Here is an 18,617-nt window from a genome sequence, read left to right as displayed (position 1 = left end):
ATCACTCCTTCATTTCGATTGCGAATTTATAAGAATTGCACAAATAGACCTGCTAAAATAACCGATACGATCGTGACGGTTATAAACCCGCCCACTAACATTGGTGGCAACATATGACTTGTGAGGATATTTCTTTCCTCTTCATCATCTGTTAACGATTTAATTACTTCATTGGTAATAATGTAATCCGCCGGAAATCCATATAATGCCGTTAAAGATACAGCAAAGGCCATCTCTTTACTCACCTTAAGCATTTTACCGACGATCATTGAGAAAATGTACATACCGATTACACCAATGACGATTGTCGCAATTAAAGGATAAATTATTTCTAGCATCATACTTGGTGTTGCTTGCTTTAGTCCATCAAAGATAAATAACATCAGTGCCATAATTGCGAAACCAAATCCATTTGCTTTTTGTAACGACTGCTTCTCTAAAAATCCAAAACTTGTAGCAATCACACCAAATAATAAACAGAGGACAAACGGACTAATTGAAACAACCGGGGCTAATACAGTTGACACAAGATACGCAAAGAAAGCAACAATACCTAGACGGAAAAACTTAAAAAAGTCTGTATTGTACTTCTCAGGTAGCCATTTAAACAACTTTAATTCTACTTCTTCAGTTGTGGCTGCTGTCTCCTCAACAGAATCCTTTATTTTCAATTCACCTTTACGTACTTGCTGAAGAAGCTTTTTCCCTTCCTTTTTCAAGACAAAGGATGTCAGTGGATAACCAGCAAAACCTTGCATAACGTAAATGACAATGGCAAATACGGATAAAGATACAAGTCCCGCTTCGGCAGCTGCGTCTGACATCAATAATGCCGATACCACACCACCAACAAGTGGTGGAATAGCCACTACCATTGTTTGAAAATCAAATAGTAGTACACCAACAGTAAATAAAATGACAATAATGCCCAAGATTCCAGAAAGAGCAATCACTACCGTTTTCCATTGCTGCTTTAATTCCCGTAAAGAAAGCAATGTACCCATATTGGTAATGAGCAAATACATTAATAATGTTGCTACAGACGATGGGATACCAGCGACTTCAACAATATCCGTAGGGAAGAACGTCCAATATCCAAGGAGAAATAACGAAGCACATATAAACATGGATGGCACCCATGCCTTTGTTCTGGTAGCTACCACATCCCCAATAAATAAAATTCCAATTACAATTACAAAAGCCATTAGCTGAGACATACATGCCACTCCTTTAAATTCGATTTTGATATTTTACAATAGTATCACGCTCCTTTTTAAATTAAAAGAACATTTTGTCTTTTATTATTATTTTTAATAATCTTTTTATTTGAAAGCGCTTTTATTTCTATAAATTCACTTAAATAGCATATAATTGTTAGCTAGTTCATCACTTCTCTTAACATGAAGTAAAGGTAAACGATAACTGTCACCTATTACGCATAGTAAGAATTAAAAGTGTTGTTCCAAAAAAAAAGACATACCCCCTGAATTAAAAAGGTATGTCTTTGCATTACGATAATAAACTTTTCGCAGCAACTGCTAGCTCCAATCTTTCTAAGGATTTCATATACGCCAGTTTCACGTTATGATCTTTTACATTCATTTCTTTAAATAGCATTTTTACTATGCCCTCATTCTTAAACCAATCTTCTACCCCCGGCTTCTTATGACTAGTATCTTTCCATACATGAACAAGTACAGGACTAAATAACTTTTTCTCACCGCTTTTTAAATGACCATCTGCAATTCTTGGCTTATAGGTTTTTGTCGGTATTCCCTCCTGAACGACGCAATAGACATTCCTCCAGTAATCACTCCTTGACCCTGTATGGGGATGTTGGTTCGCCCACTTCACAAAGCTTCGTAGTTGAGAAGGGTTTTCGTATAGAAGTGTGTACAATTTAAACCCTAATTCTATTCTCTGATTCAACTTTGTAAATAAATGAACAACTAAACCTTTTAACTGTGATATCCCATGTGTCTGATACGGAAAAAGAATATAGTTAAAAGCAAAAACATCTTGTAATTTGAACTCAAGTGTTGAAGTCACTTCTTCTTTAAAAATTGGGTTTTGTACAACCCTTTTTTCGATATAGTTTTGTTCATTAATAATAAGCGCATGCGTAAGTATCTGTGATTGCTTTTTCTTCCAAAAAATGGACCATACAGCTTGCATAAATGAAGAGACTCCTAAATGAGAGAGCAAATGAAATAACGGCTTACTTTGTCTGACACTTTCCTCGTATAGCAATAACTGTGGATATGCATCTTGAAAAATCAACCAATTGGCTCGTTCCATAAATTGAAAGAACGCATTCTGTTCTGCCTCACTTAATATCTTTGATAATAAATCCCCCTTTAAATCTGTCATATTCCATCCTGCATTTCTGGAGACAAAATGGGCTAGCAAAGCCCAATGCACTTGGGGGTATTTCAAATAAAACGCGAGATAAGCATTCGTTCTTGTCACATTATTGAGATTACAAGCTGTTGTTTGTTGGATTATTTTTTCTAGAATCTGTTGTTCGTCAAGATCAAGTTCAATTATTGAATTCTGCTTGTTTTTCTTTAATAAGGTCACTAATTCTTTTTTTAGCTTTCTCCTAGTAATAGAAGATTTTAAGCTTTTTCTTCGCCATTTATAAATTAAAAACATGGAAAACACCACCATTATGAATGATAATTTTGTCCAATGAATACTCATGTATTAATATTGCTTACATTGTGAGGAAAAGTAACGAAAAGGGTGAATATCATGAAGGTCTCAAATGGAATCAATCATTTAATTTCTACTTTAAGAGCTGACCAAACAGCTTCGGGTACTTGGGAATATCCTTTTGAATCTAGTATATCCACTGATACGTATATGATTATTTTATTAAGAAGTTTGGAAATTGATGATGAAGAGATGATAAAACAATTGGTTAAAAGGATACTAAGTAAACAAGAGGGAAACGGAGCATGGAAACATTATTACGATGAAAGAGGAGGCAGTCTTTCCTTAACTGTCGAGGCATATCATGCATTGTTGTATTCAGGTTATATCAATAAAAAAGATGATCGAATGAAAAAAGCGAAACGATTCATTCTACAACAAGGAGGTATAGAGGAAACCCATTTCCTAACCAAGCTGATTCTTACCATCACAGGGCAGTATGAATGGCCAAAGTTCTTTCCCCTACCAATTGAACTAATGCTTATCCAGCCTGTCATGCCAATCAATTTCTATAGCATCTCCGTATACGGCAGAGCAAATATAGTTCCCATTATGGTTATCGCAGAAAAGAAGTTTCGTTTTCGAACAGCTGGCAGTCCAGATTTATCAGATCTGTTCACTTCAAGAGAGGAAGCAAATTTTAGTTGGTCCCGTTCCTCCGAATGGCGAACCATACACAAAACAATCAAATCAAGTATTAAGAAAATGATAGGCCTACCACAAGAATTACACCAACTGAGTATGAGCCGTGCAAAACAATATATGATGAATCACCTAGAACCAGACGGGACCTTATTTGGCTATATTAGCTCGACATTTTTAATGGTGTTTGCATTACTTTCATTAGGACATAAAAAAGATGATCCGTTAATCGAGAATGCGGTAAAAGGATTATATGGATTCAAAACACAAGTAAAGGGTCATACACATATCCAATTCACTACTGCTTCTGTATGGAATACAAGCTTGCTCAGTTATTCTTTACAAAAAGCTGGATTAACACCAAATGATCCAATGATAAAGAAAGCAACTAATTATTTACTTAGTAGACAACAATATAAATTTGGAGATTGGATCATTCATAATCCCAAGACTAAACCTGGAGCTTGGGGGTTTTCTAACATCAACACTTTTCAGCCAGATACTGATGATACCTCGGCCACTCTTCGTGCAATTACAAACCCTGCAAAAATCGATGGTAACATAAAAGAGGCTTGGAATGTAGGCGTGAATTGGCTCGTTTCCATGCAAAATGATGATGGCGGTTGGCCAGCTTTTGAAAAGAATACCAATAATAAGTTACTAGCTTTAGTACCAATCCAAGATAGTGAATTTATTCTCACCGATCCAAGCAGTGCCGATTTAACAGGAAGAGCCATGGAGTTTTTAGGCAATTACACACAAATGCCACACCAACATTCTCATTTCGACAAAAGTATTGAATGGCTTAAAACACACCAAGAAAAGAACGGTTCATGGTATGGCCGATGGGGCATTTGCTATATATACGGGACTTGGGCAGCTCTTACGGGATTATCAGCAATTGCATATGATAATAAAAGTGAAATGATCAAGAAGGCTACGAGCTGGCTCCGATCCATTCAAAATGCTGATGGAGGTTATGGGGAATCCGCTTTAAGTGATAAACAAAAAAAATATGTCCCATTAGGTGATAGTACGCTCACACATACTGCATGGGCCATAGATGCATTAATTTCGGTAAGTCAGAAGCCAGATGAGACAATTAAAAGAGGCATAAAATACCTCCTCACATCTTTGGACAATGACGATTGGCGCGAAGACTACCCTGCAGGGCAAGGCCTCGCTGGTGCTATTTATTTTCATTATCACAGTTACCGTTACATTTTCCCTCTTTTAGCCTTATCACACTATCGTGAGAAATATGGAGAGGAATGAGGAAATCAAAATTAAAAAGCCTTAGCAATTTTCTAATGAATATTGTTAAGGCTTATCTCTCGATCATTCCTATCCTATCAACTTCCTTGCTACATACGAACTGATTCTTTCATGCTATTTAACGATGGTGGTCGTAAATCATTAGGAATTGCTGCTTCATATTTCTTTCCAGCAGTCTCTTTAACAAACTCTTCTCTTGCCACATCGATTAAATTTGTATCCGTCAATAAATCAAATAAAGTTAATGCCATTGATTTTGCTGCTAAATGCATCCCCTTCAGTCCAATGGATGACCCATAAGAAGCTGTAGCCTGCCAAGAATGGGGTTGAACACCAACTGGTGCACAAGTTGTCATGATTTGACCTACAGGTGTAATCCAGCTTACATCACCAACATCTGTTGATCCACCTATACATTGCCCTTTCAAATGTTTGAAATGATTTTTACCCGTTGGTAATAGACTTTCTAGTTCAATACCGAACTGCTTCTTGGACATTTCAACAACATCGTTATCAACTGTTTCTACCAGCTTTTCTGCAAATTTTAATTCATCTTGATTAAATGAAAACGACACACCTTCCATATTTTTTAACATTACCTTATTAAGTGTGTCATTAGGCAAGACATTATACGCATATGCCTTTACTTGATGCTCAACTTTTGTTTCAGTCATTAGTGCTGCACCTTGTGCAATTTTCTCTAATCGGTTGAACATACTATCTACTTGTTCTTTCGTAGTCGCACGCAAATAATACCACACACTTGCTTGATCAGGTACGATATTAGGTGCCAGGCCGCCATTAGTAATGACATAATGTATCCTTGAGCCGTCTAATACATGCTCTCTCATATAATTTGCTCCAACATTCATTAATTCCACTGCATCTAATGCACTTCTCCCTGCATGAGGAGCTCCAGCAGCATGAGCAGTTATTCCCTTAAATTGATATTCTACCGAAACCATTGCTTGCATGGACATATTGACAACAAAATTCGCTACACCTGGATGCCAAGTTAATGCACAGTCTAAATCATTAAACGCTCCTTCTCTTGCCATAAATGTTTTCCCAGAAAGAACTTCTTCTGCAGGACATCCATAATAACGAATTGTTCCATTTATTTTACTCGTTTTCATTGCTTCGCTCATCGCGATAACAGCTTCCACACCAGCCGTTCCTAACAAATTATGGCCACATCCATGTCCAGGTCCACCACTAATAATTTCTTCCCTGTTTGTAGATACCGCTTGCGAAAGTCCTGGTAAGGCATCGAATTCTCCTAATATTCCAATAACAGGCTTCCCACTTCCATATTCGGCAACGAATGCTGTTTGTGCTCCTCCTACGTTTTCTTGAATATCAAACCCAGCCTCTTGTAATACTTGTTTTTGTAAATCCGATGCGTATTCTTCCTCATAAGCAACTTGCGGATGATTCCATATATCTTTTGCCATATCTGAAAAAAAGGCTTCTTTCTTATTTATCCAATCTACAAGTTCTTCTTTGATCATTTTAAATTCCTCCCTTTTAATTACTTTCTTTTCTCTAATGATATACAAATGATGATAGTTAAGATGATACAGATAATTCCTTTAAAAAAAGTGGGAATAGGTATTAGATTTACAAATAATCCTACTGATAATGCAATACCTCCGTATAACGGCTTCTTAAGGGCAAATTGCGCAAATATACCTCCAAAAATAGCAGGAACAATATATATAAATGTTCCTTGAATCGATTCCGGAATAATTGATACGAGATAAGATCCTGAAACAATAATGAAAATTAGTATGGCCATATTCATTAGTGATGTTGCTCCTATTGCAAGAGCCGCAACAATTTCACCTTTTTTCGTTCCAGGTTCAGCACCAACAGCATTTTGAGCTGCCGCAGCAGACGGCAAGCACATATTAGCAATATTTCCTGTTAAAAAGGCTTGATAGGTACCAGATATCCCTAAAGTTGGATAATATGATATTGGCTCCATAAACCAGGCATACCCGATGGCGGCAGCATAAGCTATCAACCCTGTAATAATGGGTTGCCAACCTGGATGAATACCTAATACAAAGGAAAGATATAAGGGAAGTGAGATTGTCAATAATATTACTAATCCAACCGTCATACGACCCCAAAAATGTGATTTTTGATGAAACATATTCATCTCATATGAATGAATAACCTCATTTTTTTTAGCCACTATATTACTTTCGGAAACCGCCATACTATTCCCTCCTTAAAGGACAAAATAACTAACTGTTAAACTAACAATAATCGATACACCTAATGACCATTCATGTAAGAATTTGAGTTGATGACTTTTATTTGCGATAAAACTTACGATTAGCATCGTAGTAGCTGCAGTTAAAGCAACAATTGCTGTTTCCACCCCTTTAAATATTTCACCTGCAACAAAGTTACCAAAAACCGCAAGCATAGCAGCACTTGACACAATCATCATAATGGGGAGTTTACCAGCCGTCGTTTGTTGCTTATTTGATACCTTCCTTTCAATATTTGCTAATGATTTAGTAAAAAAGAAAACAAAAAGCAGCCAACCACATCCGCCAATACATAAAACCCATGCTACAGTCGCAAACGCTTCTGCTGTAAAACTTTCAGATCCAAGTTCTGTTCCATAAGCAGTTGCAGCCAAATTGGCCCCCATCGATTCAGTAGCAGCAGAACCAATAATGCCTATTCTCATTAATGTTAAAGGGTCACCTAGTAAGGTAATTAAAGATACAGCTACAACCACAATTCCAAATGAGGGCCCTATTGCGTTTATCATCCCAACTTTTAATGCGCTGTTTACATCTTGCTTACTTAGACCTACACTTTCTCTCGTTTTCATTGCCATTTGAATAAATTTAATTCCTTGGAAAATGACTACACCAATGACTGTAAGTGAGATAATCCACACAACTGGATGGCTTGCTATTTTTATTGCCTCCTCCATCATCATCCTCCTAAAATTTATAATTTTCTGTTTTTTATGATAGTTATATTGAAAAACAATTTATACAAGCTGTCAATTATGATGTAAGGAAATCTAACAATTAAAACTCCGCAAAGATAAGGATATTTACTTACTTTACTAATTCTTTTTGAATAAAAAAGCGCTTTCATCGTTTTTTTAGAATAAAAAAATCGAGGAAAATTCCCCGATTTAGGTATTACGATTTATTTTTAAAAAACAACGGTTTTATTACCATATACAATCACGCGATCTTCAAGATGCCACTTTACTGCTCTCGCTAATACACTGCGTTCGATTGAGGCTCCTTTTCTCTTCAAGTCCTCTACTTCATCCCTATGATCAACTCGACTTATATCTTGCTCGATAATCGGCCCCTCATCTAAATCATTGGTTACATAATGTGAAGTTGCACCGATAATCTTTACTCCCCGAGCATAGGCACGATCATATGGTTTCGCACCAACAAATGCCGGTAGAAACGAATGATGGATATTAATGATTTTATTAGCTTGAGCAGAAACAAATCGAGACGTCAAAATTTGCATATAACGAGCGAGAATGACAACATCTATATTATACTCTTCAAGTAATTGTAGCTGCTGTGTTTCCACTTCTTCACGATTTTCTTTCGAAGCAGGGATATGATAAAAAGGAATTCCTAATGACTCAACAATCTCTTTTGCCTCTAGATGGTTACTGATAACTAATGGAATTTCCATCATCATATCGCCATTCTGCCATTCTAATAGTATCTCTCTTAAACAATGGAGCTGCTTTGAAACAAAGATTGCTGTTCTTTTTAATTCACTATTTTGTTGTAACTTCCATTCCATTTCGAAATCTTGAGCAACATTTATAAATGACTCTTTCATTTGTCCAAATTTTTGTGGAAGGTCAGGACACTCAAATTCAATACGCATAAAAAAGTTGCCGCCTTCATGATCAGTGGAATATTGACTGGATTCGATAATATTAGCTTGATGTTGAAATAAAAATTTCGAGATATGGGCGACAATACCTGGTTGATCAGGACATTTGATGAGCAGACGACCCCTGTTTTTATTTTTCTCTTTATAAACTTTTGCTTGATTATTAAATAATGTATTCATGTTGCACTCCTTCAAACTATTTATTGCATTTTAACCTTTTCTTTCATAAAGACGCAAACCTTTTACAAAAAAAAACACACTCATTGTACATTGCTTGAATTTAGACCCCATTCTCTTATACTATAATAGAAGCATGCAACCTGTGTTTTTATGTTACAAAAATATGACTTTAGTGGCATTTTTGACATAAATAATCGTATTTCGACAAAAAGGAAGGTATAATTATAAAATCACAGGATAATAGTTTCATATAAGGAGGAATTATAAGATGGAATGGGTATTAGCCATTTTACTTGGTGCAGCTGTTGTGTTGCTCATTTTATCATTTGTTAAGGGTAAACAATCGAAATCAGAACAAGAACAACATATTGACCAGGTTTCTTTTTCCTTAATGGATGAAATTCACCAACTGCAGCAAAAAGTAAAATTCATGGAAATAGATGCTGAGATAACAGCGGTAGAAGCAGGTACATCTGAAGTACAATCGGATCATAGATTACTTCTACGTGAAATGATTGACCTACATAGAAGAGGATACTCCCACGAAAGCATCGCTCAAAAACTAAAGATGTCATTACAAGAAGTGAATAACCTACTAGCTCCATACGAAAAACGTAGTACGGAAAGGAGCAAAGTAGCTCAATGAGTGAGAAAACGATGCGCAGCTTTGCTGGTGGTTTAATTGTCGCAGCAGTCATTCTCGGGATTACTTATTTCCTTAGTCCGGCCGATAGCAAACAGACAGAAGCTGCCGAGCCAAAAGCAACAGAAGAAGTCGATCAACCCGTAGAAGCAACGAAAGAAGAAATTAGTACAGAAGAGATGGAAGAAGCCCTACAATCTCAAGGATTTATTATTCACAGTGAAGAAGAATGGAACAATATCAATAAAGATATGAAAGATATTGCAACTGTTAAAGAAGAAAATGAAAAGCTTAAAAAGCAACTTAACGATGCAAAAGCAAATGAAAACGAAAAAGCTGTTTACCGTACGATGCTCACAGTTACCTCTGGTATGACTAGTATCGACGTCGGTAATGCGCTTGAGTCTGCAAAAATCATTAAAAATGGTAAAGACTTTTTTGATGCCGTAGAGAAAAAGGGTCTAGAAAATGATCTACGTCCAGGGACTTTTGAAGTAAATAGTGACATGTCAATGAACGAACTTGTAAATAAGGTATTTAAGAAGTAACCATCATGGGAAAAGCATCTGATGTCATCAGGTGCTTTTTTATTGCCTTCCTAACTCTTCATTCATAAACCTCATAAACAAATAGTGAGTAGCAACTGTTTCCTCATACCAATCAAAGCGATATCAGATAGTTAGCTGGGCATATGTGACTTGCTCGTTCATTATGTGTAAAAATCGGAAAGGTAACTACGCAAATTTTGATTTGCTCGGTCATCAAGCATGAATACTACATTGTTAGCTGGGCAAATCCCATTGGCTCGTTCATCAAGTGTGAATTCCACATTGTTAGCTGCCCAAACTTGATTTACACTTACATAAAGCATAAATTCTCCAACTGAGTAAAAGTCGAATTTCCCCTACCTTTAAAGACATTCCGATAAATAATAGAGCAAAAACTACATAACTCCCTAACGTTAATTAAGTTTCTAAGAAGAAAATGAATAATCGTGGTATATTAATGTCAAAATACTCCTATATCATTCTATATCGACCAAAATTGAGTGAAGTTTAAATTGATAAAAGAAGATTGGGGAATGTTCATTATGAGTATATATGTATATCAATCATTTCAACTAAAACAAGAAAACTTTCAAGAAGGCATTCAAAATCTCGCTAATATCAAAAGCTTTCGCAACGAAAACTACAGTCACGAGATTGAAATCCTCTGCCCTATTTCTGGCAATGACCATACCTATTGCCTCATTGCCAAATATGAAGGACTCGCTGAGATGGAACTGCAAAATAAAAAAATGTTTGAAGACGAGAAGTATAAAAAAATGATTAGTGATTTCTTCATCGAGCATACTGTTCAGAATAGTATAGAGACCCAATTGTTACGAAGCCTCCAATTACCACCTAAGACCAATAAATAATAGATAAACATTTCATTGCCCTATACAAATATCAGAAAATTCATTATAATTAACGCGTCTTTGATTACTTGAAAAGAGGCGTTAATTATGACAGATAGAAGCGTTCAAGGTAGGAATATACTTATTTTTATAGGGATTATCACAATTGCATTCAATTTACGCCCTGCGATTACTTCAGTTGGCCCCATTATTGGTGACATACAACATGAATTGCAGTTTAATACGAGTACAGTGAGTTTACTAACCACGTTCCCTTTATTAGCCTTTTCGGCTATCTCCCCCTTTGCGCCTTTTTTTGCAAAGAAATGGGGAATTGAGAGGGTGCTTTTTTGTGGGCTAACACTGATAGGTCTAGGTGTCTTCATGCGCTCTACTAATTTTATGTTCATACTATTTCTTGGTACCTTCATGATCGGATTAGGGATAGGTATTTGTAACGTGTTACTCCCTAGTCTTGTTAAAGCACAATTCCCCTTAAAAATAGGGCTAATTACTGGCATATATACGCTATCAATGGGGGTATTTGCTGGTTTTGCACCAGGTATTAGTGGCACACTTTCTAGCTATGGGATTGCATGGAAAACCAGTCTATTAATTTGGGTAATCCCTGTTTTACTTGCTTGTCTTCTATGGATACCATTTATTAAAAAGGCACCTAAAAAAAATCCTGTTCCGCTCCTTTCATTCTCTACATTGTTTAGGTCGGGAATAGCATGGCAAATCACCGGTTTTATGGGATTACAATCGTTTATCTATTTCGGTTTTTCCACATGGTTACCAGAGATATTGATAGGAAAAGGTTTCACGTTAGAAATGGGTGGTTGGATGCTTACTATCATGCAATTCTCGGGGCTACCAGCAAGTTTTTTTATTCCTATTTTAGGAGAAAGATTATCACATCAAAAATGGATTGGGTTAGGGATTGGTACAACCCTTATCACTGGTTTATGCGGGTTATTTCTCACTTCAAAAATGGTGATCACATTTCTGAGTATTATCCTCATTGGTCTTTCTTTAGGCGCTGCGATAAGTCATTCATTAGCATTAATGAGTCTACGATCTATGAACAGTGAACAGGCTGCCTCTCTTTCTGGCATGGCCCAATCTTTTGGTTATTTATTGGCAGCATGTGGTCCTTTCTTACTTGGACTTCTTTATGACCTTTTTCACCAATGGCATACAGCATTTTTTGCCCTTATTACTATTGCCGTTCTTTTTACTTTATGTGGGATCGGGGCTGGAAGAAATGTTTTTGTGCAGGAAACCACAAACCTCAAGCAAACCTCTTAAATCATTTAGCTGGGTTCATGATTACAACCCAGCTTTTTTTACTTACAACTCTTTGATTACAGGGATCCAAATTTCTGAGTAAAAATCGCTACGATTAGAGCCATCTTCAGGATATACCTCTAACTCAGCGGTTCCCGCATGTCTATAACCGCTTGTTGGAAACCATTCTGAGAATATTTGTTTCCACGTTTGCTGGATTGCTTTAGGCATCTCTCCTTTCACTTGAAATACGGCCCAAGTTGAGGCTGGAATCGTTATTGTTTCAAAGCTAGTAGAATGGCCCTCATGATTGACAGCAATCCAATAGTCAATCTCCCTTTGATTTATATGATCCACGCAAACACCAAGTACACCTTTTATTGAGCCATTATTTAATGAAAGTAAGCGATCACAAGTCCCATCTTGATTGACTTGATTCCATAACTTTGGGATTTCTGCTAGGTTTTCATCTTTTTCAAGGGAATAATTTTTTCTTAGGCCTACTACTTGAAAGCTTTCTTTTGAAATAATCGTATGATTCATTGGTTCGGCTCCTTCTAATGTTACATGTATTTTTAAGGGCTGATATAATTTCAACTTTCCACGGTATTTCTTTACTTCTGATGGTGAGATATGATGTTGCTTTTTGAATGCCTTAGTAAATGCTTCTGGGGTTTCATAGCCATATTTTAGAGCAATATCAATAATTTTCTCATCATTATTACCAAGCTCAATGGCTGCACCCGTTAATCTTCGTCGCCTTATATATTCCCCTAGCGTCATATCCGTTAAAATCGCAAACGTTCGTTGAAAGTGAAAAGGAGAAGTATTCGCTTGTTTGGCTACCTCCTTACTGTTTAACTTTTTCAACAGGTTTGCTTCAATATAATCCAACGCTTTTTGTATATCTGTTACCCAACTCATAGACTCTTCTCCCTTCGGTTTGATTGTATATCGCATCATTTATTTACGCCTGTCATTTATTGCTCTGTTTGGATAGGTTAACTCCGGTCGCATAAAGGAACAAAAATACTTCCTATCACTGCAATATTCCTTATTCCACACACCATTTTCACATGATAAGTGTACATAATATTTGTCTTAATTCGAAACACTAGAAAAGGTAAAAGAATTACAGTAGGGATTTTTCCATTTAATATCAGGAGTTACGCTTTGACAATAAAAAAGGTGGTATATGATAGTGAATAATGAAACTAAACATCAGAAATTCGGGGCCGTCTTTTATTGGTCAGTCGGTATTTTACTCGTTTTAATTTTTATCGGTGCATTCGCTCCAAAAGTGATGGAAAACTATACAGCTGCTATTCAATCAGCCATCACCTCTACTTTTGGCTGGTATTATTTAATCATAGTCACGATTTTTGTCTGTGTTTGCTTATTTTTAATTGTTAGCCCATATGGGAAATTAAAACTGGGGAAGTCAGATGAAAAACCAGAATATAGTTATCCTACTTGGTTTGCCCTTTTGTTTAGTGCTGGGATGGGAACAGGTCTTCTTTTTTGGGGAACAGCAGAACCTATTTCTCATTTCGCTATTGATTCTCCTACAGGGCAAACTGGTACCGATCAAGCAGCTATGGACGCTTTAAGGTATGTCTATTTTCATTGGGGTATTCATGGTTGGAGTATATACGTCCTTATTGCTCTTTGTCTTGCCTTTTTCAATTTCCGTCGAGGGGGAGATGGTTCAATTAGCTCTACACTATCTCCTATTATGAAAAATACAGACGGTCCGTTAGGTAAAATAGTGGATATTATCGGGATTATTGCCACTGTTGCAGGAATTGCAACTACTCTTGGCTTTGGAGCTAGTCAAATAAATGGTGGGATTTCTTACATTTGGAATATCCCTAATTCTTTTCTTATCCAATTAGTGATTATTATCATTATTACAGTCATTTTCTTAATATCAGCCACTACTGGGATTGATAAAGGTATTAAAATTTTATCTAATGTCAATATGATACTTGCCCTTGTACTCCTAGTCTTTTTTATTGTTTTTGGTTCGACTGTTTATTCTTTAAATTTGTTCACAGATACGATTGGGAAGTATATACAAAGACTGCCAGAAATGAGCTTTAGATTAACACCAAATAATGAACAAAGTAGAGAATGGATTAATAATTGGACAATTTTTTATTGGGCATGGTGGATGGCATGGTCACCGTATGTTGGCACTTTTATAGCAAGAGTATCTAGAGGAAGGACCATACGTGAGTTTACTATTGGAGTATTGCTTGTACCTACCATCGTTACATTTATTTGGTTCGCTTTCTTAGGAGGCACAGCTATCGATATGCAAATGACAGGGATAGCTGATTTGGCTTCGATGAATACTGAGCAAATGCTATTTGGGACATTGAAAGAGATGCCTATAAGTTTTATCACATCTCTCCTCTCTCTCATCTTGATTTCCATTTTCTTTATTACTTCAGGTGATTCAGCTACGGTTGTATTAGGTATGCAATCAGTAAAAGGTGTGTTAAATCCTTCTAATCGTAATAAACTCATTTGGGGCGTCTTATTATCTGCCATTGCTACTGTATTGCTTTACTCCGGAGGGCTTCAAGCACTACAAAATACAATGATTATTGCTGCATTCCCATTTTCCTTTGTAATGATTCTAATGACTATATCCTTAATAAAAGAACTTCAGCAAGTGAAAAGAGAAATAGAGCTTTCAGGAGCAACAAAAGATAAATTGATGTCAAGAAGGTTACAAAAGCAATTAATCAAACAAGAATTAAAAGAAGAAAAACGTTGGATTGAAAGTAAAATGGAAGAAGAGAAAAAGCGCTTAAAAAAGAAAAAGAAAGAAAAAATGGAAGAACTAAATAACAAGAAGGAGGAATAACCTTCCCCCTCTTGTTTTTTTACTTCTTCACAATGTAGCTGTTATTCTTCTAGCCACTTCAATACCATTCTCCATACAATCCGGAATCCCTGAACCATAGTAAGAACTTCCTGCTATATACACACCAGGATATTTCTCTATAAGTGTTTGTTCAATTCCTTTGATTAATTGCGGGTGGTCCAGTGTATAAGTAGGCATTAATTCATTCCATTTTGTTATATCCCATACAATGGGTTCAGCAGCTAGTTTTAAGCTTTTCTGTAAATCTTCTCTTGCTAGATCAAGTAATCCTATATCTTCCATATCCTTCACTTTACCGAATGAAGGATGGCTACTTTTGTAAAAGAGACGGACAAGGAGATTTCCACTTTTAGACGTATGTTTCCATTTTCTACTTGTCCATGTACATGCATTACAATGTAGCTCATTATTGTTTGAAGTAATAAAGCCAGTTCCATCTTCGGGTAAAACCGCATCAGGAACATCAAATCCTATGTAAACACTAATGAGTGAGCTGTTTTTCATGTTAGAAAAATACTGTTTCAACGCTGCGTCATCAAGTAATTGTTGCGCAACTTGATGTGGAGTGCTTAAGACAATATGATCTGCTTTCATCACTTCACCATTTGAAAAACTCACCTTATAATGTTGCTTCTCTTTTTGTATTGATTTTGCCTCGTATCCTTTTTTGATTTCCACTGCTCCAAGAGATTTTTCATATGCGCCAATAATTGTTGACAGACCATTTTTGAAAGAGAGGAACTTCCTTTCACCGCTACTCTGATATTTCTCTTTATGAGCATTGAACCCCATGATAATGCTTCCGTATTTCTCTTTGTATTCGAAAACAGCTGGCAAGGTAGATGAGATCGTCAAATCTTGTAGTTTCCCAGAATAAACACCCGATAATACCGGAGCAATCTGCTTCTCTACTAATTCTTCACCAAAATAATAGGTAAGAAAGTCACCAATACTATCTTCAACTGTAAATGGATTCTCATGGTGATAAACGTCTTTTAATGCTCGAACTTTACCTTCAGCAGAGACTAATGTACTTTTAGCCAATGACTCGATACTTGTCGGTATACCAAATACGGCATCAACTGGGATGGGCTTTATCTCGCCATCGGTAAATAAATAAGAGCGACCTGTCCCGTTATAAACGACCTCATCACTTAAATTCAGTTCTGAAAAGATTTCTCTCCCCATTACTTTCCTTGAGACAATAGAATCAGCGCCCGTTTCCATCATAAATCCACCCGCTTCAACGGTTTTAATTTTTCCACCTAGATGATTTTGTGCTTCAGTTAATATAATGCGAATGTCGCGATTGTTTGCGTTTTTCCATTTTTGTAGTTCATGGGCAGCTGACAGACCATTTATGCCACCACCGACGATCAACACCGTTTCCATTACGTACACCTCAACTTTTTCTCAATGATAATAGTTTATCACAACATCACTACTTCAACTCGATCTCTATCAACAATTGAATGACTTTTGCATTTAAAAAAGATTTTTTAGCTAAATATGTAGGGATACTTCATTTCACTTACGTCTATTATGTTGTATTCAAAAGAAAAGGTGGGAAAATGCATGATTGAGGTAAATAAGATTTATCATTCTTTTGAAATAGGTAAAAAAGAGAAGAAAACGGTCATACCTGTTCTGAAGGATGTATCATTCCAAATTAACAAAGGAGAAATTGTATCCATTGTAGGTAAAAGCGGATCTGGAAAATCAACCCTATTAAATATCATTAGCGGATTTATTAAACCAACTGAGGGTGAAGTTAAGATTAATAATCAAACTGTGACTGAGCTTTCTGAAGGAGAGTTTGCTTCCTTTAGACTTCAGCATATCGGTTTTATCTTTCAAAACTTTCAATTGATTCCAAGTATGACAGCATTCCAAAATGTTGAATTGCCGCTAACTTTTAAAGGGATGAATGAAAAGGAACGTAAACAAAAAACGTTAGAGACACTTGAGCGTGTTGGACTAGCAGAGTTCAAGGACCATTATCCCAGCGAGTTATCCGGTGGCCAGCAACAAAGGGTCAGTATTGCACGTGCACTTGTAGTAAATCCACCTCTTATTCTTGCTGATGAACCAACAGGTAGTCTAGATAGTGACACAGAGAAAAGCTTACTCGCTTTCATTAAACAATTAAATGAAGAATTAGGGATTACTTTTCTTATCATTACTCATGATGAAGAGGTTGCCGAGTTCGGTCATCGTACAATAGAAATTGTTGACGGTCATGTATTGGAGGAAGTAGCGAAATGACATTTAAAGATCAGTTTAAGTTCGTTAGACAAAATTTAAAGAAAAATAAATCTAGATTGTTTATGACAGTACTTGCTACTGCGATTGGTGTTGCATTCTTAATTGTACTTGCCTCTGTCGGCTTCGGACTTCATAAATCGATTATTTCTGATATGATGCAAAACCAATTGGTTACCCAAGTGGAGATATACGGAAAAGAAGATTCACAAGGACTAACAAATGAAGATATTACTTATTTTGAAGAGATGGAGGGAGTGGAAGCCGTTACCCGCAGGAATGAATTGGCGCAGATGCCTTTCTTCCATCTAGGTGACTATACATCTAATACGAATGCCATCGTCACACACTTTCCATCAGAGATAAAAGCAGACTTCAAGCTCGCATCTGGGCGCTTACCTGAGGGGGAGAATGAAGTTGTTGTCGGTTATCACTTTACTGAAAGCTTAATTAAAAACGGTGCTAACCCTGAGAAATTGTACGATGATGAAGGAAATATCAACGAGGACTATGTCTATACTGATGACTTACTAAATAAAGAAATGGACATGGAAGTCATTAAATTAACAGATGGGAAAGAAACGAAGAAAACCATTTCTGTTAAAATTGTAGGAATCGCTGAAAAGCCTGCTCGTGATTGGGCGTATGAAGAGCATGTCTTTATTTCCGAAGAAATTTTACAAGAAGTTGAACAATTCACTGGCGTTATGCGCGGGGCAACTGAAATGTACGAAGGCGGCGAACTTGACGCCAATCAATCGGAAGAAGTCTATGATTATGTAAAAGTATACGCAAATAACGTTCAAGAAGTAGAAGGAATTAACAAGACTCTTGAAGATAAAGGCTATATGATTTATTCAATTGCCAATGAAATGAAACAAATTAATGTCATCTTCCTTATTATGAAAATTGGCCTTATCTTTATTGGTACGATTGCATTGATCATTGCATCCATTGGTATATACAATACGATGACAATGGCTGTAACGGAAAGGGCACCGGATATCGGTATTATGAAAGCGATTGGTGCACATCCACGTACAATTAAAAATATCTTTTTATTAGAAAGTACTTATATCGGCTTATTAGGCGCCATCTTTGGGACGATTGTTGCTTATGGTGTCAGCTTCCTAGTCAATTTATCTGTACCATTTATTATTCAAACAGCATTTGATGAGGCAGCTCCAGAAGGACTATTATTGTCATATATCCCTTGGTCACTGACCCTTATTAGTGTCGGTATTTGTTTACTCGTTACCGTATTCTCAGGTCTCCGCCCCGCAAAGAGAGCAACAAAAGTGGATGTTCTTAAGGCGATGAGAAGAGAATTATAATCAAAATCAGTACCATGAAAGGCCACCCTAAAGCCAGCTTGCGCATTTCTTCCCTTGCACAACTGGCTTTTT

General features: G+C 36.5%; 17 protein-coding genes. 8 read left to right on the top strand and 9 right to left on the bottom strand.

Going from position 1 to position 18,617, the window contains the following annotated elements; genetic code table 11:
* Nucleotides 1-26: 26 nt before the first annotated feature.
* A complete protein-coding gene (locus LG276_RS07355; protein ID WP_224935670.1) occupies nucleotides 27-1,217 on the bottom strand; it encodes a hypothetical protein in 1,191 nt (396 codons plus the stop codon).
* A 292-nt stretch (nucleotides 1,218-1,509) separates the two neighbouring features.
* Nucleotides 1,510-2,655 carry a DUF2515 family protein gene (locus LG276_RS07350; RefSeq protein ID WP_251163066.1) on the bottom strand — a complete coding sequence of 382 codons (1,146 nt, stop codon included), beginning with the start codon at nucleotides 2,653-2,655 and terminating at the stop codon, nucleotides 1,510-1,512.
* Between the two features lie 99 nt (nucleotides 2,656-2,754).
* On the opposite strand from LG276_RS07350, the gene LG276_RS07345 reads away from it, so the two are divergent.
* On the top strand, nucleotides 2,755-4,632 hold the full coding sequence (locus LG276_RS07345; RefSeq protein WP_251163067.1) for a prenyltransferase/squalene oxidase repeat-containing protein: 1,878 nt from the start codon (nucleotides 2,755-2,757) through the stop codon (nucleotides 4,630-4,632).
* A gap of 89 nt (nucleotides 4,633-4,721) precedes the next feature.
* Here the strand turns inward: LG276_RS07345 and LG276_RS07340 are convergent, their stop codons facing one another.
* From LG276_RS07340 to purU, 4 genes are all read right to left on the bottom strand, one after another.
* A complete protein-coding gene (locus LG276_RS07340) occupies nucleotides 4,722-6,143 on the bottom strand; it encodes an amidohydrolase (RefSeq protein WP_251163068.1) in 1,422 nt (473 codons plus the stop codon).
* A 20-nt stretch (nucleotides 6,144-6,163) separates the two neighbouring features.
* Complete coding sequence (locus LG276_RS07335; RefSeq protein ID WP_281202774.1) at nucleotides 6,164-6,856, bottom strand: small-conductance mechanosensitive channel; 693 nt, start codon at nucleotides 6,854-6,856, stop codon at nucleotides 6,164-6,166.
* A 12-nt stretch (nucleotides 6,857-6,868) separates the two neighbouring features.
* Complete coding sequence (locus LG276_RS07330) at nucleotides 6,869-7,591, bottom strand: DUF5058 family protein (protein ID WP_251163070.1); 723 nt, start codon at nucleotides 7,589-7,591, stop codon at nucleotides 6,869-6,871.
* Between the two features lie 230 nt (nucleotides 7,592-7,821).
* Entirely contained in the window at nucleotides 7,822-8,721 is a 900-nt protein-coding gene (purU, locus tag LG276_RS07325; protein WP_224935658.1) for a formyltetrahydrofolate deformylase, read from the bottom strand.
* A 268-nt stretch (nucleotides 8,722-8,989) separates the two neighbouring features.
* Here purU and LG276_RS07320 point away from each other — a divergent pair, with 268 nt between their 5' ends.
* Together LG276_RS07320 and LG276_RS07315 are read left to right on the top strand one after the other, a co-directional pair.
* A complete protein-coding gene (locus LG276_RS07320) occupies nucleotides 8,990-9,367 on the top strand; it encodes a hypothetical protein (RefSeq protein WP_251163071.1) in 378 nt (125 codons plus the stop codon).
* A complete protein-coding gene (locus tag LG276_RS07315) occupies nucleotides 9,364-9,912 on the top strand; it encodes an endolytic transglycosylase MltG (RefSeq protein WP_224935656.1) in 549 nt (182 codons plus the stop codon). Before LG276_RS07320 ends, LG276_RS07315 begins: the two co-directional genes overlap by 4 nt.
* Before the next feature lie 161 nt (nucleotides 9,913-10,073).
* Here LG276_RS07315 and LG276_RS07310 read toward each other — a convergent pair whose 3' ends face one another.
* Nucleotides 10,074-10,235, bottom strand: a complete 162-nt coding sequence (locus LG276_RS07310) for a hypothetical protein (protein WP_224935654.1) — start codon at nucleotides 10,233-10,235, stop codon at nucleotides 10,074-10,076.
* 219 nt (nucleotides 10,236-10,454) lie between these two features.
* Between LG276_RS07310 and LG276_RS07305 the strand changes: the two genes are divergently transcribed.
* Nucleotides 10,455-10,784: a hypothetical protein gene (locus tag LG276_RS07305; protein WP_224935652.1), complete on the top strand. Its 330-nt coding sequence runs from the start codon at nucleotides 10,455-10,457 to the stop codon at nucleotides 10,782-10,784.
* Between the two features lie 87 nt (nucleotides 10,785-10,871).
* A complete protein-coding gene (locus LG276_RS07300) occupies nucleotides 10,872-12,074 on the top strand; it encodes an MFS transporter (RefSeq protein WP_251163072.1) in 1,203 nt (400 codons plus the stop codon).
* Nucleotides 12,075-12,116: 42 nt separating this feature from the next.
* Here LG276_RS07300 and LG276_RS07295 read toward each other — a convergent pair whose 3' ends face one another.
* Entirely contained in the window at nucleotides 12,117-12,977 is an 861-nt protein-coding gene (locus LG276_RS07295) for an AraC family transcriptional regulator (RefSeq protein ID WP_251163073.1), read from the bottom strand.
* A 277-nt stretch (nucleotides 12,978-13,254) separates the two neighbouring features.
* Here LG276_RS07295 and LG276_RS07290 point away from each other — a divergent pair, with 277 nt between their 5' ends.
* Complete coding sequence (locus tag LG276_RS07290) at nucleotides 13,255-14,928, top strand: BCCT family transporter (protein ID WP_224935646.1); 1,674 nt, start codon at nucleotides 13,255-13,257, stop codon at nucleotides 14,926-14,928.
* 27 nt (nucleotides 14,929-14,955) lie between these two features.
* On the opposite strand, the gene hemG is transcribed toward LG276_RS07290, so the two are convergent.
* A complete protein-coding gene (gene hemG / locus LG276_RS07285) occupies nucleotides 14,956-16,341 on the bottom strand; it encodes a protoporphyrinogen oxidase (protein WP_251163074.1) in 1,386 nt (461 codons plus the stop codon).
* A gap of 183 nt (nucleotides 16,342-16,524) precedes the next feature.
* Here hemG and LG276_RS07280 point away from each other — a divergent pair, with 183 nt between their 5' ends.
* Entirely contained in the window at nucleotides 16,525-17,214 is a 690-nt protein-coding gene (locus tag LG276_RS07280) for an ABC transporter ATP-binding protein (RefSeq protein ID WP_224935641.1), read from the top strand.
* On the top strand, nucleotides 17,211-18,545 hold the full coding sequence (locus tag LG276_RS07275) for an FtsX-like permease family protein (protein ID WP_251163075.1): 1,335 nt from the start codon (nucleotides 17,211-17,213) through the stop codon (nucleotides 18,543-18,545). The genes LG276_RS07280 and LG276_RS07275 overlap by 4 nt, the downstream gene beginning before the upstream one ends.
* The last annotated feature ends 72 nt before the right edge of the window (nucleotides 18,546-18,617 follow it).

This window comes from Cytobacillus kochii (genome assembly GCF_044790165.1).
Lineage (GTDB): Bacteria > Bacillota > Bacilli > Bacillales > Cytobacillaceae > Cytobacillus > Cytobacillus kochii.
Note: the sequence above shows the minus strand (reverse complement) of the source record. Positions and strands in the feature narration are given on the sequence as shown.

Bases quoted from the DNA above. Each gene is read 5' to 3' on its own strand.
- LG276_RS07280 (WP_224935641.1), top strand. From the start codon at position 16,525: ATGATTGAGGTAAATAAGATTTATCATTCTTTTGAAATAGGTAAAAAA.
- LG276_RS07335 (WP_281202774.1), bottom strand. From the start codon at position 6,856: ATGGCGGTTTCCGAAAGTAATATAGTGGCTAAAAAAAATGAGGTTATT.
- LG276_RS07340 (WP_251163068.1), bottom strand. From the start codon at position 6,143: ATGATCAAAGAAGAACTTGTAGATTGGATAAATAAGAAAGAAGCCTTT.
- LG276_RS07330 (WP_251163070.1), bottom strand. From the start codon at position 7,591: ATGGAGGAGGCAATAAAAATAGCAAGCCATCCAGTTGTGTGGATTATC.
- LG276_RS07275 (WP_251163075.1), top strand. From the start codon at position 17,211: ATGACATTTAAAGATCAGTTTAAGTTCGTTAGACAAAATTTAAAGAAA.
- LG276_RS07345 (WP_251163067.1), top strand. From the start codon at position 2,755: ATGAAGGTCTCAAATGGAATCAATCATTTAATTTCTACTTTAAGAGCT.
- LG276_RS07355 (WP_224935670.1), bottom strand. From the start codon at position 1,217: ATGTCTCAGCTAATGGCTTTTGTAATTGTAATTGGAATTTTATTTATT.
- LG276_RS07300 (WP_251163072.1), top strand. From the start codon at position 10,872: ATGACAGATAGAAGCGTTCAAGGTAGGAATATACTTATTTTTATAGGG.
- LG276_RS07320 (WP_251163071.1), top strand. From the start codon at position 8,990: ATGGAATGGGTATTAGCCATTTTACTTGGTGCAGCTGTTGTGTTGCTC.
- hemG (WP_251163074.1), bottom strand. From the start codon at position 16,341: ATGGAAACGGTGTTGATCGTCGGTGGTGGCATAAATGGTCTGTCAGCT.
- LG276_RS07305 (WP_224935652.1), top strand. From the start codon at position 10,455: ATGAGTATATATGTATATCAATCATTTCAACTAAAACAAGAAAACTTT.
- LG276_RS07295 (WP_251163073.1), bottom strand. From the start codon at position 12,977: ATGAGTTGGGTAACAGATATACAAAAAGCGTTGGATTATATTGAAGCA.
- LG276_RS07315 (WP_224935656.1), top strand. From the start codon at position 9,364: ATGAGTGAGAAAACGATGCGCAGCTTTGCTGGTGGTTTAATTGTCGCA.
- purU (WP_224935658.1), bottom strand. From the start codon at position 8,721: ATGAATACATTATTTAATAATCAAGCAAAAGTTTATAAAGAGAAAAAT.
- LG276_RS07350 (WP_251163066.1), bottom strand. From the start codon at position 2,655: ATGTTTTTAATTTATAAATGGCGAAGAAAAAGCTTAAAATCTTCTATT.
- LG276_RS07310 (WP_224935654.1), bottom strand. From the start codon at position 10,235: ATGCTTTATGTAAGTGTAAATCAAGTTTGGGCAGCTAACAATGTGGAA.